Origin of the sequence: Cobetia sp. MC34, assembly GCF_018340035.1 — a bacterium.
In the GTDB taxonomy this organism is placed as follows: Bacteria; Pseudomonadota; Gammaproteobacteria; order Pseudomonadales; family Halomonadaceae; genus Cobetia; species Cobetia amphilecti.
This window is the reverse complement of the sequence record NZ_JADPPY010000005.1, coordinates 95,508-118,055: the sequence shown is the minus strand read 5'-3', so window position 1 is coordinate 118,055 and position 22,548 is coordinate 95,508. Positions and strand designations below refer to the sequence as shown.

General features: G+C 61.9%; 21 protein-coding genes. 11 read left to right on the top strand and 10 right to left on the bottom strand.

What is annotated here, in order from left to right; genetic code table 11:
- The first annotated feature begins 146 nt into the window (after positions 1-146).
- Positions 147-1,067, top strand: a complete 921-nt coding sequence (locus tag IZU87_RS04570; RefSeq protein ID WP_249330434.1) for a glycine betaine ABC transporter substrate-binding protein — start codon at positions 147-149, stop codon at positions 1,065-1,067.
- 170 nt (positions 1,068-1,237) lie between these two features.
- On the opposite strand, the gene IZU87_RS04565 is transcribed toward IZU87_RS04570, so the two are convergent.
- The 5 genes from IZU87_RS04565 to IZU87_RS04545 all read right to left on the bottom strand — a co-directional run bounded on the left by IZU87_RS04565 (position 1,238) and on the right by IZU87_RS04545 (position 4,896).
- On the bottom strand, positions 1,238-1,909 hold the full coding sequence (locus IZU87_RS04565; protein WP_213113816.1) for an RluA family pseudouridine synthase: 672 nt from the start codon (positions 1,907-1,909) through the stop codon (positions 1,238-1,240).
- Positions 1,910-1,991: 82 nt separating this feature from the next.
- Entirely contained in the window at positions 1,992-2,519 is a 528-nt protein-coding gene (locus IZU87_RS04560) for a hypothetical protein (RefSeq protein ID WP_213113815.1), read from the bottom strand.
- A gap of 394 nt (positions 2,520-2,913) precedes the next feature.
- On the bottom strand, positions 2,914-3,564 hold the full coding sequence (pdxH, locus tag IZU87_RS04555; protein ID WP_043333565.1) for a pyridoxamine 5'-phosphate oxidase: 651 nt from the start codon (positions 3,562-3,564) through the stop codon (positions 2,914-2,916).
- 70 nt (positions 3,565-3,634) lie between these two features.
- Positions 3,635-4,009, bottom strand: coding sequence for a branched-chain amino acid transporter permease (locus IZU87_RS04550; protein ID WP_213113814.1), 375 nt, complete (start codon positions 4,007-4,009; stop codon positions 3,635-3,637).
- A complete protein-coding gene (locus IZU87_RS04545) occupies positions 4,006-4,896 on the bottom strand; it encodes an AzlC family ABC transporter permease (RefSeq protein WP_213113813.1) in 891 nt (296 codons plus the stop codon). The genes IZU87_RS04550 and IZU87_RS04545 overlap by 4 nt, the downstream gene beginning before the upstream one ends.
- 339 nt (positions 4,897-5,235) lie before the next feature.
- On the opposite strand from IZU87_RS04545, the gene IZU87_RS04540 reads away from it, so the two are divergent.
- On the top strand, positions 5,236-5,994 hold the full coding sequence (locus IZU87_RS04540; RefSeq protein ID WP_213113812.1) for a cytochrome b/b6 domain-containing protein: 759 nt from the start codon (positions 5,236-5,238) through the stop codon (positions 5,992-5,994).
- A 124-nt stretch (positions 5,995-6,118) separates the two neighbouring features.
- Here IZU87_RS04540 and IZU87_RS04535 read toward each other — a convergent pair whose 3' ends face one another.
- The 4 genes from IZU87_RS04535 to IZU87_RS04520 all read right to left on the bottom strand — a co-directional run bounded on the left by IZU87_RS04535 (position 6,119) and on the right by IZU87_RS04520 (position 8,318).
- Complete coding sequence (locus IZU87_RS04535; RefSeq protein ID WP_213113811.1) at positions 6,119-6,607, bottom strand: c-type cytochrome; 489 nt, start codon at positions 6,605-6,607, stop codon at positions 6,119-6,121.
- Between the two features lie 234 nt (positions 6,608-6,841).
- Positions 6,842-7,249, bottom strand: a complete 408-nt coding sequence (locus IZU87_RS04530; protein ID WP_213113810.1) for a DUF2069 domain-containing protein — start codon at positions 7,247-7,249, stop codon at positions 6,842-6,844.
- Positions 7,250-7,882: an NAD(P)H:quinone oxidoreductase gene (wrbA, locus tag IZU87_RS04525; RefSeq protein WP_043333572.1), complete on the bottom strand. Its 633-nt coding sequence runs from the start codon at positions 7,880-7,882 to the stop codon at positions 7,250-7,252.
- 76 nt (positions 7,883-7,958) lie between these two features.
- Positions 7,959-8,318 carry an arsenate reductase family protein gene (locus tag IZU87_RS04520; RefSeq protein ID WP_043333573.1) on the bottom strand — a complete coding sequence of 120 codons (360 nt, stop codon included), beginning with the start codon at positions 8,316-8,318 and terminating at the stop codon, positions 7,959-7,961.
- 105 nt (positions 8,319-8,423) lie between these two features.
- On the opposite strand from IZU87_RS04520, the gene IZU87_RS04515 reads away from it, so the two are divergent.
- From IZU87_RS04515 to smrA, 6 genes are all read left to right on the top strand, one after another.
- Positions 8,424-9,707, top strand: a complete 1,284-nt coding sequence (locus tag IZU87_RS04515) for a YihY family inner membrane protein (protein WP_213113809.1) — start codon at positions 8,424-8,426, stop codon at positions 9,705-9,707.
- Positions 9,708-10,274: 567 nt separating this feature from the next.
- On the top strand, positions 10,275-11,408 hold the full coding sequence (potA, locus tag IZU87_RS04510) for a spermidine/putrescine ABC transporter ATP-binding protein PotA (RefSeq protein WP_213113808.1): 1,134 nt from the start codon (positions 10,275-10,277) through the stop codon (positions 11,406-11,408).
- Entirely contained in the window at positions 11,405-12,286 is an 882-nt protein-coding gene (gene potB / locus IZU87_RS04505) for a spermidine/putrescine ABC transporter permease PotB (RefSeq protein ID WP_043333577.1), read from the top strand. Before potA ends, potB begins: the two co-directional genes overlap by 4 nt.
- The gene (potC, locus tag IZU87_RS04500; RefSeq protein ID WP_043333579.1) at positions 12,283-13,065 is read left to right on the top strand and encodes a spermidine/putrescine ABC transporter permease PotC; all 783 of its coding nucleotides are present in this window, start codon (positions 12,283-12,285) and stop codon (positions 13,063-13,065) included. The genes potB and potC overlap by 4 nt, the downstream gene beginning before the upstream one ends.
- A gap of 1 nt (position 13,066) precedes the next feature.
- Positions 13,067-14,143, top strand: a complete 1,077-nt coding sequence (locus IZU87_RS04495; RefSeq protein ID WP_197738736.1) for an extracellular solute-binding protein — start codon at positions 13,067-13,069, stop codon at positions 14,141-14,143.
- 155 nt (positions 14,144-14,298) lie between these two features.
- Positions 14,299-14,940 (top strand): DNA endonuclease SmrA, encoded by a 642-nt coding sequence (smrA, locus tag IZU87_RS04490; protein ID WP_283248869.1) that lies wholly within the window; start codon positions 14,299-14,301, stop codon positions 14,938-14,940.
- A 193-nt stretch (positions 14,941-15,133) separates the two neighbouring features.
- Here smrA and IZU87_RS04485 read toward each other — a convergent pair whose 3' ends face one another.
- A complete protein-coding gene (locus tag IZU87_RS04485; protein WP_213113807.1) occupies positions 15,134-15,691 on the bottom strand; it encodes a hypothetical protein in 558 nt (185 codons plus the stop codon).
- Positions 15,692-15,958: 267 nt separating this feature from the next.
- Here IZU87_RS04485 and IZU87_RS04480 point away from each other — a divergent pair, with 267 nt between their 5' ends.
- The 3 genes from IZU87_RS04480 (at position 15,959) to IZU87_RS04470 (ending at position 22,467) form a co-directional block, all read left to right on the top strand.
- On the top strand, positions 15,959-17,986 hold the full coding sequence (locus IZU87_RS04480) for a BCCT family transporter (protein ID WP_213113806.1): 2,028 nt from the start codon (positions 15,959-15,961) through the stop codon (positions 17,984-17,986).
- Between the two features lie 512 nt (positions 17,987-18,498).
- Entirely contained in the window at positions 18,499-20,214 is a 1,716-nt protein-coding gene (locus IZU87_RS04475; RefSeq protein ID WP_213113852.1) for a BCCT family transporter, read from the top strand.
- A gap of 588 nt (positions 20,215-20,802) precedes the next feature.
- Positions 20,803-22,467 (top strand): AMP-binding protein, encoded by a 1,665-nt coding sequence (locus IZU87_RS04470; protein WP_213113851.1) that lies wholly within the window; start codon positions 20,803-20,805, stop codon positions 22,465-22,467.
- Positions 22,468-22,548: the final 81 nt, after the last annotated feature.

Here is a 22,548-nt window from a genome sequence, read left to right as displayed (position 1 = left end):
TTCACCAGTGGCCTCCGTGCGCTTTGTGGCTATGCGGAGGCCGCTTCGAGCACTTCCATACCCGACTCAACGTTGGCCGTCGACACGCGTTTTTCGACAGGCGTGCTTCGATAAACAATGAGTAAATTCGAATAAAGGGGAAAATGATGAACAATCAAGATGCCTCCCGCACTACCTTGAACGTCACCGCGAAGATGAATGCCGCCACCAAGGCATTGCTGCTCGGCGCTGTCATGTCCTCCTCACTGGCCGGCGCAAGCGCCGTGTATGCCGCCGGTGACAAGGGCGATGTGACGCTGGCCTACGTCGAATGGTCCTCTGAAGTCGCCTCCACCAATGTGGTCAAGGCGGTGCTCGAATCACAGGGCTACAACGTCGAACTCAAGGCGCTGTCTGCGGCGGCGATGTTCCAGGCAGTCGCCTTCGGCGATGCCGATGGCATGGTCGGTGCGTGGCTCCCCACCACCCACGAAGACTACATGGCCAAGATCGCCGACAAGGTCGACGACCTGGGCGTCAATCTCGAAGGCACCAAGCTGGGGCTGGTCGTGCCGTCCTATAGCAAGCTCGAGACCATCGACGACATCAAGACCCACGCCGAGGATATCGATGAGCGCATCGTCGGCATCGAGCCGGGCGCAGGTCTGACGCGTCTGACCGAGCAGGTGCTTGAGGACTACGATCTCGAGGACATCGACCTGACCACCGGCAGCGGCGCGACCATGACCGCCGCGCTGAGCAATGCGATCAAGGGTGAGCGTGAGATCGTCGTTACCGGCTGGACACCGCATTGGATGTTCGCCCGCTGGGACCTCAAGTACCTGGATGACCCGAAGGGCGTCTACGGCGGTGCCGAGGAGATTCACACCCTGGCGCGCAAGGGACTCGAGGAAGACATGCCGGAGGTCTACGCGATTCTCGACAACTTCGCCTGGACGCCGGCTGACATGGGCGAAGTGATGCTCAACAATCAGGAAGATGACGCCGACCCCTACGAAACCGCCAAGGCGTGGGTGGAAAGCCATCAGGATATCGTCAAGGAATGGCTGCCGGCCGCGGCTGAGTGATGCCTGACGCATGACTCGCTGAGTCATGAATGACGAAACGCCCCCACAGGGTCTCCTGTGGGGGCGTTTCGTTGTGTGCCTGCAAAAGACGCGTCGCTCACCCCGGGCGAGCGGGAGCGGAATGGCTCAGAACGGACTGGCTCAGCCTGACCTGATCAGAACGGGCAGGCTCAGAAAGGACAGGGACTGCGCACTTCCATGCGCTCACCACTCACCGGGTGATCGAAGCTGATCATCTCGGCATGCAGCATCAGGCGCTCGGCCATGAAGAAGGCCTCATCCGTCGCATAGAGATCGCAGCCCAGGATCGGGTGGCCGATCTGTTGGCTATGGATGCGCAACTGATGCGTGCGACCTGACACCGGCGTGAATTCGACTCGCGTGCGCGCCGGATTCTCCAGGCGCTCGATGACGCGGAAATCGCTGATGGCGGTCTTGCCGGTCTCGTGGCAGATCTTCTGCAGCGGGAACTGGTCGACGTCCTTGGCGATGGGCAGCGAAATGCGCCCGCTGTCCTCCGCAAGGTGGCCATGCAGGATCGCAGTGTAGGACTTGCCGATGTTGCGGTCCTGAAACTGGCGGGTCAGGTTGCCGTTGGCCGGCTTGTTGAGCGCGACCAGCATGATGCCCGAGGTGCCGAAATCCAGCCGATGCAGCAACTTGGCGCTGGGATATTCCTTGACCAGGCGATGATGCAGCGAATCCAGATTGAGCGGATGCTTGCCGGAAAGGCTGAGCAGGCCACTGGGCTTGTGGATCAGCAGGATGTCATCGTCGGCGTACAGCACCGCGTAGGTTTCGTGGCAGACGGGAACGATGAACGGGTCGGCTTGTGGCTGCATAAGGGCTCGTCAGTGACGTCAGGGAATCGGGGCGAAACGGCAAGGGCGCAAGCGCTGGCGCGGTCTAGAGCACCAAAGTGGTCTAGAGCGAGATATCCTGCCAGTGATATTCGTACTCATCGTCCTCACCATCCTCTGGCGCACGACCGATGAAGAGGCTGGCGGTGAAGGCGCGCACGAAGATCACCTGGCTGCCATCCAGCGCGGTCAGCAGCTCACCCTTCTTGAGCTTCTTGATCTTGCGCTTGCGCGCCGCGGCAGCATCACGCGCCGCGCGGGTGTCGGCGCGCCACTGGGCGGCAATCTCACCGGGCGCTGTCGACTGATCGAGCAGCTCCTCGGGGCATTGCAGCGGAATGTCTGGCGTGCCTTCGTCACGGATATGGTATTCCCAGCGGCTGGGGTCACCATTTTTGGGGGCCTGCATCAGGTGCTGGCGAATGAAGGTATGGCCGTGAGGATGTTCCAGCACGGTATACAGCACATTGCCGACCACGGCGTGATCGACCAGCGAGATGCCATGACTGTCGGACGGCGTATAGCCGGCCAGCAGACGGTCTACCAGTGTCTGACGTGCCACCTTGGGGGTGCCGCTGTCATCCCAGGCCATGAAGCCTCCAATCTGAGCGTGTCTGGCATCGCAGGCCATGTCGGGTGCACTGGTGAAGGGCGCAGGCCGACTGGCGTTCGAGAGGCCGAAAGGGCGGCCATTGTCCGGTTTGTGTCCAGCGAGGGCAAGCCGCTGACCGCGCGAAACTGCACCGTGGGGTCTCAAGGAATAGCGCAAGCGATAACACAAGCGGCAACCCGAACGGCAACGCAAGAGGCCCCGCATGAGCGGAGCCTCGAGAAGAGCGCCTGTTGTGGCGCAGACTGGCTATCGGCACAGACTGGCTATCGGCACAGACTGGCTATCGGCACAGACTGGCTAGCGGCACAGACTGGCTAGCGGCAGAGACTGGCTAGCGGCAGAGACTGGCTAGCGGCAGAGACTGGCTAGCGGTTCAGGGCGCCAGCAGTTGCTTGTGCCATTCGCCGTCTTCGGTGTCCAGGCGCTGGTAGCGCACGCGATCGTGCAGGCGCGAGGGCTGCCCCTGCCAGAATTCGATCATCTCAGGCACTACGCGATAGCCGCCCCAATGCTCCGGACGCGGCACCTCGGTGGTGGCATAGACCTGCTCGAAGCGACCCTGACGCTCGCTGAGCCATTCACGATCGGGAATCTCGACACTCTGCTGGGAGACCCAGGCGCCCAGCTGGCTTTCCTTGGGGCGTGAGGCGAAGTACTGATCGGAGGTGGCATCCGCGACCTTCTCGACGCTGCCTTCGATACGCACCTGGCGCTCCAGCGCGGGCCACCAGAAGGTCAGCGCGGCGAAGGGCACATTGGCCAGTTCGCTGCCCTTGTGGCTCTGATAGTTGGTATAGAAGATGAAGCCTTCACTGTCGCAGCCCTTGAGCAGCACGATGCGCGCATGCGGCTTGCCCTGGCTGTCGACGGTGGAGAGCGTCATGACATTGGCGTCGTTGTCATCGGCGGACAGGGCGCTGGTCAACCACTCCTGAAACAGCTCGAAGGGCTCCAGCGGTGTGTTCGCAAGGCTCAGGCCATCACCGGAATAGGTTCTGCGCACATCGGCGATATCGCGGTTCATGGTGGGCTCCCTTGATGAATTGCTCATGTAATGACATGACTGTGACCGCTCACGTGCTGGATCGCAAGCCTCAGACACCGCCCAGCTGCAGCCACGCCATGTAAAGCCCGGTACCGACGGCAATCGAGAGCAGCGCATTGCGTCGCCACAGATGCAGTCCCGCCACGCAGAGGGCCGCGACCAGCATGCCGGCGCCCTCGGCGCTCTCAAGCCAACTCCGCCAGGCCGAGATGCGGTGCGCGGACTCTGACATGTCAGGCAGTTGCATGGCCGACAGCGAGACGATGATCAGCACGACCATGACGATGGCCGGCAGATAGCGGCCCATATGCAGAATCAGCGGATGGGCCGAATGGCGGGACAGAAAAACGAAGGGCAGCGCGCGCGTGGCGAAGGTCGCACCGGCTGACACGGCGATCAACAGCAAGGCCTGCAGGGTCGTCATGGGGTGGTGTGCTCCGAGGCTTGATTGTGCTCAGTCTGGCACGCGCCAGACTTGCCTTGATGGTGATGATCGTCACGCGAGGCGTGCTTGCCGTGTGGCTGTTGTTTGCCACGCTGGTAATGATATTGCCCGAGCAGGAGAGCGCAGGCTGCCGCGATGCTGCCCAGCAACAGCTGGTCTTCCGGCAGCAGCCACAGGCCCGCGAGCGTGACCAGCAGGCCGAGCATGAAGGGCCAGCGCTCGCGCAGGGCGAACCACTGTTCGATGCCCAGCACCACGAACAGCGCCGTCAACGCGAACTCGATACCGCTGCTGTCAAAGCTGAGCTGTCCGGCTGCCAGACCCAGCAGCGTCCCCAGTACCCACCAGGATTGGTTGAGGAAGGTGATGCGTAACATCAGGCGCTGGTCATCACGGCGCGCCACGGGATCCTCGCGCTCGCCGCTGCGCGGCAGGCTGGCCAGCAGTGAGTAGGTTTCATCGGTCAGCCCGAAGATGAGGTAGAGCTTGCCAAGGCCCGCCGCGCGGAAGCGCTCCAGCAGCGACAGGCCGTAGAAGAGGTGGCGCGAATTGAGCAGTAGCGTGGCCACGAAGACCTCGGTGATGCCGGCGCCTGCACCGAGCAACGCTACCGCCAGGAACTGGCCGGCTCCGGCCAGGATGACTAATGACATGAGCAGGCCCAGCCAGGGGCTCAACGGCAGCTGGGTGAACAGCACGCCGAAGGCAGCGCCCAGCGGGATATAGCCGAACATCACCGGCAGGGTCTGGTTGAGTGCCTGTTGCCATAAGTGGCGACCGCTGACTGGCTGCCGGGGAGGCGAGCCCGCACCGGGGGTGTCGCCCCGAGAGGCATGCGAGGTACTGGCCGTGGAAGGCGATGACATGGCGAGAGTTCCGTTCTGCGCAGGCGAGGTGAAGACGGGCGGCACATGCAGGGGGCCTTCAAGAGGCCGAGTCCCCACAAGCTGCAGACAATCTACGCAGCATATAATGTCATCAAGCGTCAGGCGATGCTGCCAAGGTGGCAGCTGGCAGTGGAAAGTGCTGAATCAGCGCTTCATTACTGATATTTCACATGTCTCATGGCGCCACGGCCGATTGATTTACCGTGGGTCGCCAGGTCACGGCCACCTATACTGGCCTGTAGTCGCTCGTTGGCTGCCTATCGCTGCCTGATCACGTGTCGTGCCATCAAAGGTTCATTCGCTGAGGGAGTCATCAGGATGAGTTCGAACCGATTCCGCAAGTCCTCGTCTGAGACGGTGCTTCATGATCAGGGTGAGCCTTCGCCGCTGCGCAGAGTCGTGATCTGGGGGCTGGCCATCCGGCTGTTTCACCTGCTGCTGATCCTGGCGATCATCGGCATGTGGTACACCGCCGAGGTGGGCGCAGGGCTCGATTTTCCGATGGTCTGGCATGCACGGCTGGGATATTGCGTGATCGGGCTGGTGGTGTTTCGCGTCATCTGGGGGCTGGTGGGCAGCGGGCATGCTCGCTTCAGCCGCTTCGTGGCGTCACCGCGCACGACCTGGCGCTACGCCGGTGACTTTCTGGCGGGGCGCGCGCCACGCCATGCAGGCCATAACCCCCTGGGTGGCTGGATGACGCTGGCCATGTTGCTGGTACTGGCGATTCAGGGATCGAGCGGTCTGTTTCTGACCGATGATCTGCTGTTCGAAGGGCCCCTGCATGATCGAGTCCCAGCGAGTGTCGCCGAGGGGCTGGCCTGGGTGCATCACACCAATATCACGCTGCTGTGGGGGCTGATCGCCCTGCATCTGATGGCCATCGTCTGGCATGGTCTGCGCGGTGAGTGGTTGATCTGGGCGATGGTGCATGGCCGCAAGCATTTCAGGCGCGATGAATCGGTAGTGGATGAGGGCGAGCCAGTATCACCTTCAGGGACACGCAGGTGGCTCGCACTGGGGTTGGCGATCGGCATTGCCGTTCTGGTCATCTGGCAGGGGGCGCAGTTGCCGTAAGCTCTGCTCGTTCTCACTCATGCTTTCGCTCTCACTTTCGCCCTCAAGTATGCCAAGACGCAAAAGCGCCGCCACGAGCAATCTCATGGCGGCGCTTTTGCGTCTTGACGGAGCTTTGGCTATATCAGTCAGCGCGATACTGCTGATGACAGCCCTTGCAGGTCTTGGCTGTCTCGACGAACTGGCTGCGCAGGGCGTCAAGGTCCTGACTGGCGGCGGCGTCGGCCAATGCCCGGCTCTGGGTCATCAGCGCCTCTGCACGCTCGTCGAAGCCTGCACGGTCACTCTCTATCTTGCTCAGCGCGTCGGTATCACCGTCATAGGAACCGGCGATGAAGCCCTCCCATGGCATCTGAGCCAGCAGCGCCAGTCGCTCGGCGCGGGTGCGAAACTCCTCGGCATCATAGTCCTGCTTGCCCTTGACCATCGCACCCATCGGACTGAACTGCCACGCCAGCGTCTGGAAGACTGCCTGGCGATACTGGATGGCATCTTCCGTCTTGTCAGCCAGTGCCGCAGGCGACGCCAACAGGCTGGCAAGCACCGCGCCAGCCGCCAGCACGCCAGTGGTCAGGCGGTTGCGCGAAATGCCCGCAGGGCGCGGAAAAGACAAGTGTGTTGTCAGGCTGATCATGGCAAAGCCTCGCTGTGGTCAACTCGCAAAGCCGATACAGCATGGGCGGCTCGCGATGGTTGAGGAGACACGCTGGGAAAAGCAGTGGGTAGCGGCGGGGAAAGCGGCAAGCCGCCGTGGGAAGGCGCAAACCGATACCCGCCATTCTAGTCGGCTATTTAAGTCGAACAAGGCGCGACGAGAAGGGCGGGCAATGGAGAGGCCAGGGCTTGATCAGACCTGCGGCTGACGCTTGAGGTTGCGTGAGCGGAAACGGGCGTAAGCCATGCTGGAAATGAACAGTCCCAGTGCCGCCAGTGCTTCCAGAACGCCGATGACGGCGTGGCCAGGCACACCGGCCAGCATCACGCCCTGCATGATGTAGAGCAGGCTGACGAAGGCCAGCCAGACATGGCCACGTGCCCGGCGGGTGAAGATGGCGGGCAGAAACAGTGCGATGGGCAGCAGGCGGATCAACAGCGGCAGCAGGCCGCTGTTCTCGCTCTGCGCCATCAGCTGAATGCCGCCGATCAGCAGCAGCAGGGCGACGGCCGCAAAACTTGCGATCACACCGCGACGGCTCTTGGCTTCGAGCGTATCGAGGCCCTGCTCACGTTCCAGTCGTTCAAGCCAGGCGCGCATCTATTTCGTCTCCCTGAGAGGTTGCATTGCCAGTGCCAGGCGAGCGATACGCTTGCCTTGCGCCAGTGCCAGGCGCTGTTCGTTGTCATCGACATCGTTGTCGCCACGCTTGCCGCTGACGTGGGTCGTGCCGTAGGGCGTGCCGCCCTGGGTGGTCTCGAGCAACTCGGTGGCGCTGTAGGGCACACCGGCATACACCATGCCATGATGCAGCAGCGGGATCAGCATGGTGATCAGCGTGGTTTCCTGACCGCCATGCAGAGAGCTTGAGGCACTGAAGGCGGTGGCAGGCTTGTCGATCAAGGCGCCGTTCATCCACAGTTCACTGGTGGAATCCAGGAAGTACTTGAGCGGCGCCGCCATGTTGCCGAAGCGGGTCGGGCTGCCCAGGGCGAGGCCCGAACAGTGACGCAGGTCGTCCAGCTCGACGTACATGGCCCCGCTGTCGGGGATTTCCGGCTCGGTCTGCTCGCAGGTGGCCGAGATCTCGGGCACCCGGCGCAGGCGTGCCTCGACACCGCTGATGGACTCGATGCCGGCGGCGATCTGCTCGGCCAGCGTGCGGGTCGCACCATGGCGCGAGTAATAGAGGACGAGGACGTACGGCGTCGCGTCGGGGGTCGTTGCGGACATGAGCTTCCTCAGGTGGATGACAATCTATCGAAAGGGGCAAGCGGGGCTTGCGTGAGCACACCCTGTCATCAGGGGATCAGGCGTCGCTCAACAGCACCAGCACATCTTCGGGCGGGCGACCGATGACGGCACGCGTGCCATCATCGAGAATCGGCCGCTGCATCAATTTCGGCGTTGCGGCAATCGCGTCAAGGCGTTGCGCATCGCTGGGGTCTACAAGGCCCAGTGCCTTCCACTCGGCTTCGTTCTCACGAGTCAGAGCCCGCGCGCCGCCTTCCACTCGGGCGGCCAGGGCCTCGAGCTGCTCACGATCGAGGGGATCTTCCAGGTAGCGGACGGTCTCGAAGGCATCGCCCTCGAGGCGCGCGGTCAAAAGCGCCAGTGTTTCCCGTGACTTGGAGCAGCGTGGGTTATGGTAGAGTTTCAATATTGACATGACTGTCTCCGTTTCCGGACAGGTGATGGGTTTCACGCAAGCGCTACTGACCATGGCCGGCGGTGGCGAATGAATCAGGCACGCATTGTAGAGGGGCGCACAAGAATGCCACAACTGCCAGGGATCTCGCGGGTCATGCCCGCCATCGGCGTCATCCTCAAGCTGGTATCACGTTTCAACTATCACGACGGCAAGAAGACCGCGTCGGCACTGACCTATACGACGCTGTTCGCCATCGTGCCCTTGATGACGGTCATCTATGCGATGTTCGCCGTCATTCCGAGTTTTGACGGCGTGGGCGATCAACTGCAGACCACGGTGTTCTCCCAGTTTCTGCCCTCGACCGGCGCCACGGTGCTCGAGTATCTCAACGAATTCTCCGATCAGGCGCGCAATCTGACCTCGGTGGGTCTGATCTTCCTGTTCGTGACCTCGGTGATGATGATGATCACCATCGAAGGCGCCTTCAATGCCATCTGGCAGGTGCCGAAAGGGCGCAAGGGACTGTCGAGCTTCCTGATGTACTGGGCCGTCCTGACGCTGGGGCCGCTGATGCTGGGCTCGGGCTTTTTGCTGTCGTCCTTTCTGACCTCGCTGTCCTTCTTCGACTCGGCCGCCGAGATGCTGGGCGGCAAGGCCCTGTTGCTGCGTCTGTTGCCGCCGCTGTTGAGCGCTGCGGCCTTCACCTTCATCTATGCCGCGGTGCCCAACTGCAAGGTTCGCCTGCGTGACGCCGCGGTCGGCGCGCTGACCACGGCGCTGGCGCTGGAGCTGGCCAAGGCGGGCTTCTCACTGTACGTGACGCATTTCCCGTCCTATCAGGCCATCTACGGTGCCTTCGCGGCCGTGCCGCTCTTCCTGCTGTGGGTGTTCCTGTCCTGGTGCATCGTGCTACTGGGGGCGGAAGTCGCGGCCTGGATGGGCGAGCGCTCCAATGCTGACTGGCATCGCTGGCCGCCGTTCTGGCAGACCCTCGGCGCCGTGATGCTGCTCAAGGATGCCCATGAGCGCGGTGAGCCGCTGTCCGATGATCGCCTCACGGAAGTGCTGGGCAGTCGTTACCGTCGTGTGCTCAAGCCGCTGATCGCCGAGAACATCGCCAGCCAGACCCAGGATGGCCAATGGGTGCTCGGGCGTGATCTCAGTCAATACTCGCTGTGGGAGATGGCGCACGCCTTGCCATGGGAATTGCCGGCCGGCGAGGCGGGCGAAGCGCCGCATCCTCGTCTGGAACCCCTGCGTGAGGCGCTGGCGCGTGCGCGTGCCGCCGAGAAGGAGCGCATGACCTGCGGTCTGGTCGAGGTGCTGCCCAGTGTCGGTGAGGTGGGTGATGAGGCCATGACTCAAGAAGAAAAAGACCCGCAAGATCCGCAACTTGCGACTTCCTGAGCGGCACTGGAACGCGATTGCAAGGTGACAGTCTGATGCCGAATGGGCAGAATGCGCACCCTGTGCCGTCTGCTCGCCCCGACGGGGGGTTGAGGCGGATGCCGATGCCCCGATGCCGATGCCCCGATATCGAAAGCGATGACGGCAATGAAAAGGCCCGACACCTGTTCGGGCCTTTTCCTTTGTCTCTCGCACATCAACCTCGCACATCAACCGGAAGCGCTCGCCTGTCTTGCATGAATTCGGCCTGCACGCTGGAGAGCCTGACTGAGGGATGAGCGAGGTAAGGGTGAGGCATGAGTGATTCAGGTCAACTGGCGACTGCCCGCCGGGCAGACACGCAAGTGAAAGGTTGGCATGCCAGACTGGCGACGGCGCCTTGCCCGCTGTCTGATGTGATCTTTGCGCGACCTGTGCGCCAGCGCCAAAGCGAGCGGCGAGGCGAGAGCTGGCAGTCAGCCGGTGGCCAGGCACGATGGAATTGACGATGTGGCGTGCCAGTCCCTGGCGCGCCTGACATGCATGAGGGTGCCGTTCGCGGCGCCCGCTGGAGGTGACAACCCGCCGATGAAAAGCTCTGCTCCTGAGAAGGCCCCGCTGGTCAAGCTGCGTGGCATTTCCAAGACCTTTGGTGATCGCAAGGTGTTGGACAGCCTTGACCTGGATTTGAACGATGGTGAGTTCGTCACGCTGCTGGGCCCGTCCGGTTGCGGCAAGACCACCGTGCTGAGAATGATCGCCGGCTTCGCATCGCCGGATAGCGGCACCATCACGCTCGAGTCGACGGCCTTGCATGAGCGTCCCGCTCACCAGCGCCCGGTCAATACCGTCTTCCAGAGCTATGCGCTGTTTCCGCACATGAACCTCTATGACAACGTGGCCTTTGGCCTGCGCATGGAAAAGGTCGCCAAGGCCGAGATTCATGAGCGGGTGCGCGAAGCGCTGGAGATGGTGCAACTGGCCCATCTGTCGGACCGCCGCCCGGACCAGCTCTCCGGCGGGCAGCAGCAGCGCGTCGCGATTGCCCGCGCCGTGGTCAAGCGGCCCCGCGTCCTGCTGCTCGATGAGCCACTCTCGGCGCTGGATTACAAGCTGCGCAAGCAGATGCAGAACGAGCTCAAGCGCCTGCAGCGTCGCCTGGGCATCACCTTCGTGTTCGTCACCCACGATCAGGAAGAGGCGCTGTCGATGTCCGATCGCGTGGTGGTGATGCGCGAAGGCGGCATCGAGCAGATCGGCACGCCGCGTGAGGTCTATGAATCGCCGAGCACGCTGTTCGTGGCGCGTTTCGTCGGTGAGATCAACCAGCTGGCGGCGCAGGTCGTGCGCCCCGCGGCGACGGCCGGGCGCATCGAGATCACGCTGCTCGGTCAGACGCTGGAACTCAGCAGCCATGGCCGCACCTATCAGGGCGGAGAGGCGGTGCAGGTGTTGCTGCGCCCGGAAGACATGCGACTCAAGGGTGCCGAGGACAGCGAAGGTTTCCCGGCGCGTGTCATCGAGCGCAACTACAAGGGCATGACCCTGGACACGGTGCTGGAGCTCGACAACGGTCAGCAGTTGCTGGCCAGCGAGTTCTTCGACGAGGATGACCCTGACTTCGATTACCGCCTCGGCGAGCGTGTGCGCGTCAGCTGGGTGCCGGACTGGGAGATCATCCTGCCCGATGATGAGCCGGCCGTGACGGGGGCGGGTGCATGAGTCTGGTGCGCAATCCCTTCAAGACCGCCACCCTGACCATCATCTGGGGCTGGCTGATCGTGCTGGTGCTGGCCCCGACGCTGCTGGTGGTACTGGTCAGTCTGATGCCGGAAAACACCGGCCAGCTGCTGGGCGGTGAGCTGTCGCTGAGCACGCTGTGGCAGGGCTTTCTGACCAACTATGGCCAGATGATCAGCCCGGTGTACCTGAGTGTCTTCGGCCATTCGCTGTGGATCGGCCTGATCACGACGCTGATCTGTCTGCTGCTCGGTTATCCCTTCGCGTGGATGATCTCGCGGGCCAGCCCGCGCCTGCAGCCCTTGCTGCTGCTGTTGGTGATCATTCCGTTCTGGACCAACTCGCTGATCCGCATCTATGCCCTGCGCACGCTGATCGCGACGCGCGGCCTGCTCAACGATGTGCTGATGAATCTCGGCCTGATCGATGCGCCGTTGCGCCTGCTGTATACCGAGGAGGCGGTGATCGTGGGGCTGGTCTACATGCTGCTGCCGTTCATGATCCTGCCGCTGTACGCCGTCTTCGAGCAGCTGAGCCGCCCGACGCTGGAGGCGGCCCGCGACCTTGGTGCCAATGGCCTGGCCACCTTCCGACATATCGTGCTGCCGCTGACCATGCCGGGCATCATCGCGGGCGTGCTGCTGGTGTTCCTGCCGGCGATGGGCATGTTCTATGTCTCGGATCTGCTGGGTGGCTCGCGCCATCCGCTGATCGGCAACATCATCAAGGGCCAGTTCCTGGAGGCCAACAACTGGACCTTCGGCGCGGCGATCAGCGTGATGCTGACACTGGTGATGGCGTTCCTGCTGCTGGCCTATTACCGCAGCGTCAAGCTCTTCAAGCGTGAGGTGACCCTATGAAGGCGAGCGCCGCGCTGCGTTGGTTCAGCCGCTGTTACCTGACGCTGATCTTCACGCTGTTGTATGTGCCGATCCTGGTGTTGATCGGCATCTCGTTCAATGACTCACGCAATCCCTTCGTGTGGGGCGGCTTCAGCCTGCGCTGGTACGACAAGCTGCTGGGCAATGGCAATCTGATGGAGGCTGCGCTCAATACGCTGTGGCTCGGGGTGACGGCGGCGACGCTGGCGACCCTGATCGGCACGCTGACGGCCACTGCGCTTTATCGCTATCGCTTCCGCGGCAAGCCGCTGCTCAATGGCATGCTGTTCACGGTGATGATGATGCCGGACATCGTGATGGCGATCGCCTTCCTAGCGCTGTTCATTGCGTTGGGTATCCAGCTGGGCTATTTCTCGCTGCTGGTCTCGCACGCCACCTTCTGTCTGCCGTTCGTGGTGATCACCGTCTATTCCCGCCTGACGGGCATCAACCCGCAGTTGCTGGAAGCGGCGCGTGATCTCGGTGCCAGTGAAGCCCGCGCCGTCTGGCACGTGCTGGTACCGGCGCTGATGCCGGCGATCGCCTCCGGCTGGCTGCTGAGCTTCACCCTGTCGCTGGATGATGTGGTGATCTCGACCTTCGTCACTGGGCCGACCTTCGAGGTGCTGCCGCTGCGCATCTACTCGATGGTGCGACTGGGGCTCAAACCTGAAGTGAATGCATTGGCAACCCTGCTGTTGGGGCTGTCGCTCTGTCTGCTGTTGATTTCACAGTTGTTGCTCAAGGAGAAAAAATAACATGCAAGGTACCCGTTTCCCGCTGCGCGCCGCTGGCCTGATGGCTGCCGTCAGCCTGGCTTCCGTGGCCACATCCGCCCCCGTTCTGGCCGCGGATGACAGCGACAAGGTCCTCTACGTCTACAACTGGACCGAGTACATGCCCGATGAAGTCATCGAGCGCTTCGAAGAGCAGACCGGCATCGATGTCGTCTACTCCACCTTCGATTCCAACGAAGCGATGTATGCCAAGCTCAAGCTGCTGGACAGCGACAACAGCTACGACCTCGTCTTCCCGTCGACCTATTACATCGACAAGATGGCGCGTGAAGGCCTGTTGCAGAAGCTGGATGTCAGCAAGCTCGACCATTTCGAGGACCTCGACCCCAACCTGGTCGATCGTGACTTCGACAAGGGCAACCAGTACAGCGTGCCTTACATGTGGGGCAGCGCCGGTATCGGTTACAACCCGGACTATGTCGAAGAGGGCGCGCTGACCAGCTGGAACGATCTGTGGAACGACAAGTATCGTGACAAGCTGCTGCTCTCCAACGACATGCGCGAAGTCTTCCATGTCGCACTGGCAAGCCTCGGCTTCAGTGGCAACACCACGGACCCGGACGAGATCAAGGCGGCCTACGAGAAGCTGACCCAGCTGATGCCCAACGTGCGTGCCTTCAACTCAGACGCGGCGCGCGTGCCCTTCATGCAGGGTGAGGTCGATGCCGGCCTGATCTGGAACGGTGAGGTCTATCAGGCCAACCAGGAAGGCGTGCCGGTCGAGTATGTCTATCCCAAGGAAGGCATCATCCTGTGGATGGACACCATGGCGATTCCGTCCAACGCGCGTCACGTCGATGCGGCCTATCAGTTCATCGATTACCTGATCAGCCCGGAAGTCAGCAAGGAAATCAGCGAGTACGTGGGTTACACCACGCCGAGCCTGGCGGCCAAGAACATGATGGACCCGGAAGTGCGTGACAACCCGGTGGTCTTCCCGACTCAGCAGGATCTCGCCCGCGGCGAATTCCAGACTGATGTCGGTGATGCGCTGTCGATCTATCAGAAGTACTGGGAGCAGCTCAAGACCGGGCATTGATCCGTCCTTGAGGCGTGATGACGCAAGAAATCACGTCAGCGACTTGAGCTGAACCGACGCCCCGAGGCATGCTCTGTCTCGGGGCGTCGTCGTTTGTCGACCTTGGCTGCGCGCTCCACGTAATTGACACGTCCTGGTGAAGACTGGAGGGTGCCATGTCACGTTTTTCCCCTGCAATGATGTCGGCGGCGCATGCCCGTGAGTTGAGCAGTACCGAGGCGGATGATCTGTTCAGTCGTGAGATGCAAGGCGTTGCTCCCCTGAGGCGCGGCAAGGACCGCGCCGATGTCACCACGGCCCGCAAGGGCCCCAGCGAGGCTCAGCTGGCTCGGCGTGAAGACGCACAGAAGACCCTGGGCAATGAGCTGGACGGACTGTCCGACAGCTACGTGGAGCATCTCTCGCCGCATGACCCGGTCGAGTTTCGCCGCGATGGCATCCAGACCGGTGTGCTGGAGCGCTTACGCCAGGGCGGCTACCCACCCGAGGCGCAGCTCAATCTGATGCGTCGTCCGCTCATCGAGTGTCGGCGTGAGGTGCATCGCTTCATCCAGGACGCCTGGCGCAGCGAGTTGCGTTGCCTGCTGGTGATTCATGGCAAGGGGCGTGACAGCGAATCGCATGCCGCCTTGATTCGTGCCTACCTGGTGCACTGGCTGGAGCAGATGCCCGAGGTGCAGGCCTGGAGCAGTGCCACGCCGCGCCACGGTGGGCTGGGGGCGACGCTGGTGATGTTGCGCAAATCCCGCGCGGCGCGTGACAACAACCGCGAACGACACCAGAAACGGCGCGGCTGATCGGTGCGAGCCGCAACCCCCGCAAGCAGCCAAATCAGACAACTGAAAGCCGACAATGGATACAAGAAAGCCCCGCCAGACCGCGATCATCGCGAGCTGGCGGGGCTTTTTCATGCTCATGGTTTCCAGTTCTCAGACCTCAGCCTTGACCTGAGAGCCATGAACTCCAGCGAAGCCTCATGCCTCGGGCTGCCTATTGCACGCTGTAACCGCGACCGGTGAAGCAGGCACTCAGCGCGCGGCGATAGGTGTCTGCGTTGCTGGCGGTCACGGGCGGCGCCGCGGAATTGGCTTCGGCGCCACCCTGCTGATTGGCCCAGCGATGGCACTCATAGCGATCACGCGATTGCTGGTCTTCGCTCTGGCCCTTGGTGGGGTAGGCGATGACATCGACCGCCGCGGCCGTGAGTGTCGCCTGAGCGGGGGCCTGGACCGGCAGATACTGCTGCTGGCTCTCTTCCCACAGGTAATAGGTGCCCGCCGCCAGGAAATACAGCGTAGCGCCTACCCAGACACCGCGCGCCCCTGCGGGCAGACCATGACCGTGCCCCGGGCCACCCGGAGCCCAGCGAATCAGACGACCGGGCTCACCATGCCGGATCACGATATCGGGGCCTATGTAGCCCGGCCCATCGAAGCGCCCATGCCCCGGGCCCGCCATGGCGGACGTGGTCGGCAGGGCACTCAACAGTGCGAGAGACAGCGCGAGCGCGCGCTGGGGGCCCTTGCCGGAAAGACGATTGCGACTCATGCGTTTACTCCTGTGTGACCAGCATGGCATTTGAGTGTGCCGATGACGTTGGGTGCCAGCGCGCAAGCATCAAGAAAACAAATGGCATCCTGCGCCATGTGTGCGCCGAGAAGTTGGACGGTAGTTGGACAAGACATTGGTCATGTAGGCATTAGGTGATATTATCCGCGCGCAATCTGATCATGTTTTTTCATTATAGTGTTGTTTGCCAGCAGGGCGCCGAGACAGCTCACGGCGTCTCTCCCGGACACTCACAAGGAAATCTCCATGCGCAATACCCCTGCAGCGGGCGGTGGCGAAGATGCCAGTGCCGAGCCGCGCACCGGCTTGTTTGCCAAGGTCAACCCGCCGGTCTTCTTCGGCGCGAATGCCATCATCCTGTTATTGGTGATCTTCACCGCGGTGTTCTCGGATACGGCCATGTCCGTGTTCGAGTCGGTCCAGCATTGGATCACCAACACCGTGAGCTGGTTCTACATCCTGTGCGTGGCCATCGTGCTGATCTCGGTGGTGTATGTCGGCTTCTCACGCCATGGCGAGATTCGCCTGGGGCCGGACCACTCACTGCCGGACTACAGCAACGTCACCTGGTTCGCGATGCTGTTCTCGGCGGGCATGGGCATCGGTCTGATGTTCTTCGGCGTGGCCGAGCCGGTGATGCACTTCCTCAATCCGCCGACGGGCACCCCGGAGCAGGTCGAGACCGCACGTGAAGCGATGAAGCTGACCTTCTTCCACTGGGGGCTGCATGCCTGGTCGATCTACGCCATCGTCGCGCTGATTCTGGCCTACTTCAGCTATCGCCATGACCTGCCGCTGACGCTGCGCAGTGCCTTGTATCCCCTGATCGGCAAGCGCATCTACGGCCCGATCGGCCATGCGGTGGACATCTTCGCCATCGTCGGCACCGTCTGTGGCGTCGCCACTACGCTGGGCTACGGCGTGGCACAGGTCAATGCCGGGCTCTCGCACCTGACCGGCATGCCGAACAATGACTGGACCCAGGTCGCGATCATCGTCGTGATCACCGGCCTTGCCACCATCTCGGTCGTGACCGGACTGGACAAGGGCATCCGCATCCTGTCCGAGATCAACCTCGGCCTGGCCGTGGTGCTGTTGCTGTTCGTGCTGCTGCTCGGCCCGACCGCCTTCCTGCTCAAGGCGTTCGTCCAGAATTCCGGCTTCTACATGGCGGATATCGTCGGCAAGACCTTCGAGCTCTACGCCTACGAACCCAATGACTGGATCGGTGGCTGGACGCTGCTCTACTGGGGTTGGTGGATGTCCTGGTCTCCGTTCGTCGGCATGTTCATCGCGCGTGTCTCGCGCGGCCGTACCATCCGGGAATTCGTGATCGGCGTGCTGTTCGTACCGGCCGGTTTCACCCTTCTGTGGATGACCATCTTCGGCAACACCGCCATCTCGATGATTCTGGAGCAGAACGTCACGGCGCTGGTCGATACCGTCAACGACAACTATTCGCTGGCCCTGTTCACCTTCCTCGAGCAGCTGCCGCTGTCGTCCATCACCTCGATGATCGCGCTGGTGATGGTCATCGTGTTCTTCGTCACCTCGGCGGACTCCGGCTCGATGGTGGTCGACATGCTGGCCTCCGGTGGTCGTGACGACACCCCGATTTGGCAGCGTATCTACTGGGCCTTCGCGGTGGGTCTTCTGGCTGTCGTACTGATGCTGGCCGGTGGTCTGGGGGCGCTGCAGACAGCCACCATCGCCACCGCCTTGCCGTTCGGCATGATCCTGCTGGCCGCGATATTCGGGCTGCTGCGTCAGCTTAATCTCGAGTCCGTCAAGCGCCGCTCCCTGTCGGTCAATACCGCAGCCGCGACGCCGATGGGCGAGAAGGGCAACTGGCGCAAGCGCGCCCAGCACCTGATGAGCTTTCCGACGCGGGCCATGGTACGTGGTTTCCTGCGCGGCACTGTCGTGGAAGGCATGCAGGAGCTGGCCGAAGAGCTGCGCGGCCAGGGGCTGGAGGTCGAAGTCACCACCAGCCGTGACCGCGTCTACTTCAATGCGCGCCACGGTGAGGAAGACGACTTCATCTATGGCGTACGCATTCGCTCTCACTTGCGTCCGGACCTCAATCTGGATCAGGAAGACGAGGGCGATGAAGAGGATTACTGTCGTGCCGAAGTCTTCCTCAAGGAAGGCGGTCAGTCCTATGACCTGATGGGCTACAGCAAGGACCAGGTCATCAATGATCTGCTCGAGCAGTACGAGCGTCATATGCATTACCTGCACCAGCTGCGTCTGAGCCAGTCCGTCGGTCAATGACCTGACGGGCAGTCAGTGACGCTTCACGCGTCGTCGTGATACAGAAGCCCCTTGTGGAGAAATCCGCCAGGGGCTTTTGCCTGTCTGGATGAGGCTCCTTGCGAGAACCGGCCTGGACATTGCCTCTGTCGAAAGACGCAGGAATGGGAGGCCTCTATTTCTCGGCTCAGTCATTAGCTCTGCTTATCCAGGCGACGTCGAGATCTTATTTGTCTCGCAAGCAGGGGGCTCTAGCATGGGTTCTTCCCACAAAATCGCCTATCGGCAGGGGCCTGATGACATGCCGCGGTGTTGTCGCCTGCCAGGGTTCCCGCCCATGACTGACCGAAGGTGAACGCGATCTGCCCGCAATGTCTCCATGACGGCTGAGGTTCCTTGAGTCTCGGCATCCGCAGTCATGAACGACGTAACCGCTGTCATGAACGACGGTACCAATGTCACGAACGACGTCAGCGGCATCATGAAACATGACAATAAAAACCTGTCACGAGGTAGGAACATGTTGAAAGGAACTGGATGCACTCATCGAGCAGCGAGGTGTCCTGAAGGGGCCCAACTCGACGCTCGGAATCACCGCGATCACCATGACCGTGTTCTTCATTCTCTACGCGATTCTGCTGGGAAAGACGGCCAGTGATCAGTTTCTGGGCATCAAGTCCTGGATAGAGAGCACCTTGGGCTGGTACTACGTGCTGGTGATGTTCTCGACCTTCGTGGTCTGTCTTTACGTGATGTGTTCGCGTGTCGGCAAGATTCGGCTGGGGCGCGACGATGAGCGTCGCGAGTTCAGCAATTTTGCCTGGTTCTCGATGCTGTTCGGCTGCGGGACCGGCGCAGGCATGCTGTTCTTCTCGATGTCCGAGCCCATGATCCATCTCGCGAGTGACTGGAGCGGTGGCAATCCGTTTTTGAGTGCTGACGTCAAGGCGGCCGTCGCCGCCTTCTTCGAGGCCAAGCAGGCCGCCCTGGCGAGTGGTCTCATGCCGGGGGACGAAGGCTTCCCGGTGCCTGACAGCCGCGTCGCGGAAGCGGCCGCCGGGGGTATCAAGCTCACCGTCTTCCACTGGGGCACGATCGCCTGGGCCATGTACGCCATCGTCGGGCTGTCTCTGGCCTATTTCGCCTTCCGCAAGGGCCTCCCACTCTCGATGCGCTCGGCTCTCTATCCGCTGATCGGCAACCGGATCTACGGGCCCATTGGGCACACCGTCGATATCCTGACTGTGTTCGGTACCATTTTCGGCATCGCCACCACGCTGGGGCTGGGCGTCGAGCAGATCGGCTCCGGCCTGATGTCACTGGGTCTCATCGAAGAGAAGTCGCGCATGGTGACCGTGGTCTCCATCGTGCTGATCAGCGTCATCGCTACCTTGTCAGCGACCAGCGGCGTGGCACGTGGCATCAAGCTGCTTTCCACCTTCAATACCTGGGTTTGCCTCGGCATCCTTGCCTACTTCCTGCTGGTGAGCGACGCCAACTATCTGATCGCGAGCTCCATCACCTCGCTTGGCGATTACCTCACCGATGGCGTCTCGATGACACTGTGGACGGCGCGCACGCCGGACGAGCAAGTGTGGCAGGGCGGCTGGACCATCTTCTACTGGGGCTGGTGGATCGCCTGGGCCGGTTTCGTCGGCATGTTCATTGCCCGCATCTCGCGCGGCCGGACCATCCGGGAATTCATTCTCGGGGTGATGGTCATCCCCTCCATCGTCGCGCTGGTCTGGTTCGGCGTCATCGGCTCGGCGGGCATCCATCAGTCCCTGTACGGGGCCGACATGGGCATCTATACGGCTGCGGTCACCAACTGGGACTACGCCGGCACCCTCTACCACTCGTTCGAGGTGCTCACTCCCGGCATCGCCGCGACCGTGGCCAAGGTGGCAGCGCTGGTCGTGGTGATCATCTTCTTCGTCACGTCTGCGGATTCCGGCACCCTGGTGCTGGGGCGCCTGCTGGCCTTCGGTCGTCGCCCCCCAGTTCAGCAACGCATCATCTGGGGCATGATGCTGGGCGCCGTGACCTTGATCCTGCTGTTGCTGGGAGGCGATCAGGCGCTCAAGTCCCTGCAGGCTGCCTCGATCGCCGGCGCCTTGCAGTTCACCTTCGTGCTGATCGCCATGATGATCGGGCTGTTGAAATCGCTGCGCGAGGACGGCGAATCGATGATCGAGAACGAGGAGCATATCCGCAAGATGATCGAGAACGAGGTCCGCGACCTCTCCTGAGTTGCCGTTTGCCAGACGTATGCGCCTGACGTATGCGTTCGGTGTGCAAGACATGAGGCCTCTGCCCCCTGGGCAGGGGCCTCGTTGTTTCTCGCTTTCGGGACAGGGCTGTTTACCTCCTTGGGCTCAGGGCTGTTTTCCTGCTCCAGAGCAGGCCTGCGCATGTCACCAAGGTCGCAAGGCAATATCAAACGTACGTATGTTCCAATGTTGGGAAGTCCATCGATTCCGCCAACGGCGCGCAGCATCGGTTTGCGGCTATGCTGTCGACAGTGCAGGGCCCACAGGCTGACACCCACCCGACGGAGACCCGACAGCGCCTCACCGCGCATCTCACCACGATGTCTTTTGACCTAGTCTCACGACGACGTCTTGCAACGACGTCTACAACAACAAGGTAGCGGGGGCAGTGACGCCGAGCGCCCCACGTACTGATCAAGGAGCAACGCCATGCATGATCCCCTAGCGGCTCGACCCGATGAGTCAGGCAAGTCCACTCCCGATTCCACTCTCGACTCCACGACAGAACCTTCCCACATGGCAGGTGCCTCGCCCGACGCTTCGAGAGCACAGCCAGCGGCAGGCGACATGAGCGGCATGTCGTGCCTGCGGTCTTCCCTGGAGGTGGATTTCAGCGGCTACGATTCCCTGATGGACATGCTGGAGAAGGCCTGCTCGGCGCATGGCGAGCGTCCTGCCTTTACCTGCATGGACCGCACCATGTCGTTTGCGGAGCTGGATGCCACCAGTCGCCAGCTGGCGGACTGGTTCCAACATGAGACCGACCTGAAACCGGGCGATCGGGTCGCCATCCAGCTGCCCAATACGCTGATGTTTCCGGTGGTGGCCTTCGCCGTACTGCGGGCAGGCCTGGTGCTGGTGAATACCAATCCGCTGTATACCGAACGTGAGATGGAGCATCAGTTCAATGATTCCGGCGCGCGGGCATTGGTGGTGCTGGCCAACATGGCGGACAAGGTCGAACGCGTGCGGGAGCGCACTGGCCTCGAGTACGTGCTGGTCTGTGAATTGGGCGACATGCATTCGGCCTTCAAGCGACTGTTGATCAATACCGTGGTCAAGCACGTCAAGAAGCTGGTGCCGAGTTACCACCTGCCTGACGCCATTCCGCTGCGCACGGCCATCTCGCAGGGCAAGGCCGAGCGCTGGGAACGGCCGACACTGGCACTCGATGATATCTCTGTGCTGCAGTACACCGGCGGCACCACCGGGGTCGCCAAGGGCGCGATGCTGACTCACCGCAACCTGCTCGCCAACATGCTGCAAGGCAAGATGGCCCTGACGCAGGATTTGAACCCCGGCCACGAGACGCTGGTGGCGCCGTTGCCGCTCTATCACATCTACGCTTTCACCATTCATCTGGCGTGCATGCTCAGTGAAGGCAATCACACCCTGTTGATTCCCAATCCGCGCGATATCCCGGGCTTCGTCAAGACGCTGCAAAAGCACGACTTCACGATGTTCGTCGGTCTCAATACGCTGTTCGTGGCGCTGTGCAACAACCCCGGCTTCCAGGCACTGGACTTCTCGAAGCTCAAGATCACCACCTCAGGAGGCGTGGCGCTGACGCGCAAGGCAGCAGAAGAGTGGAAGCGGGTCACTGGCAGTGATATCTCCGAGGGCTACGGCATGACCGAGACCTCGCCGATCGTGTCGTTCAATCCGCTGGATGCCATTCAGCTCGGCACCATCGGGCGGCCGATGCCCTCCACCGAGGTGCGTCTGTATGACGATGAAGGCGCGCTGGTCGCCATGGGGGAGCCGGGCGAGCTGTGCGTGAAGGGGCCGCAGGTGATGAAGGGGTATTGGCAGCTTGAGCAGGCCACGAAAGACAGCTTTACTGCCGATGGCTTCCTGCGCACCGGTGACATCGCGGTCTTCCAGGAGGATGGCTATATGCGCATCGTCGATCGCAAGAAGGACATGATCATCGTCTCCGGGTTCAACGTGTATCCCAATGAGGTCGAGGACGTCATCGTGCGTCACCCGGATGTGCTCGAGGCTGCCGCCGTCTCCGTGGTGGATGAGCGCAGTGGTGAAGCAATCAAGTTGTATGTCTTGCTCAAGGACGGCGCAGAGCTCGAGGCGGATGCGCTGCGAGACTGGTCGCGCAAGGAACTGGCCAGCTACAAGGTGCCGCGTCAGGTGGTCTTCATCGACGAGTTGCCCAAGACCAACGTCGGCAAGGTGCTCAGACGTGAACTGCGCGACTCGCCGCCGGAATCTGCCTGACCTTGCCGTTGATTTCTCCCTGTTGGTGACAGCCTGAAATACGGAGCCTAAACACAGCCCTTGAAACACGAACGCCCCGCT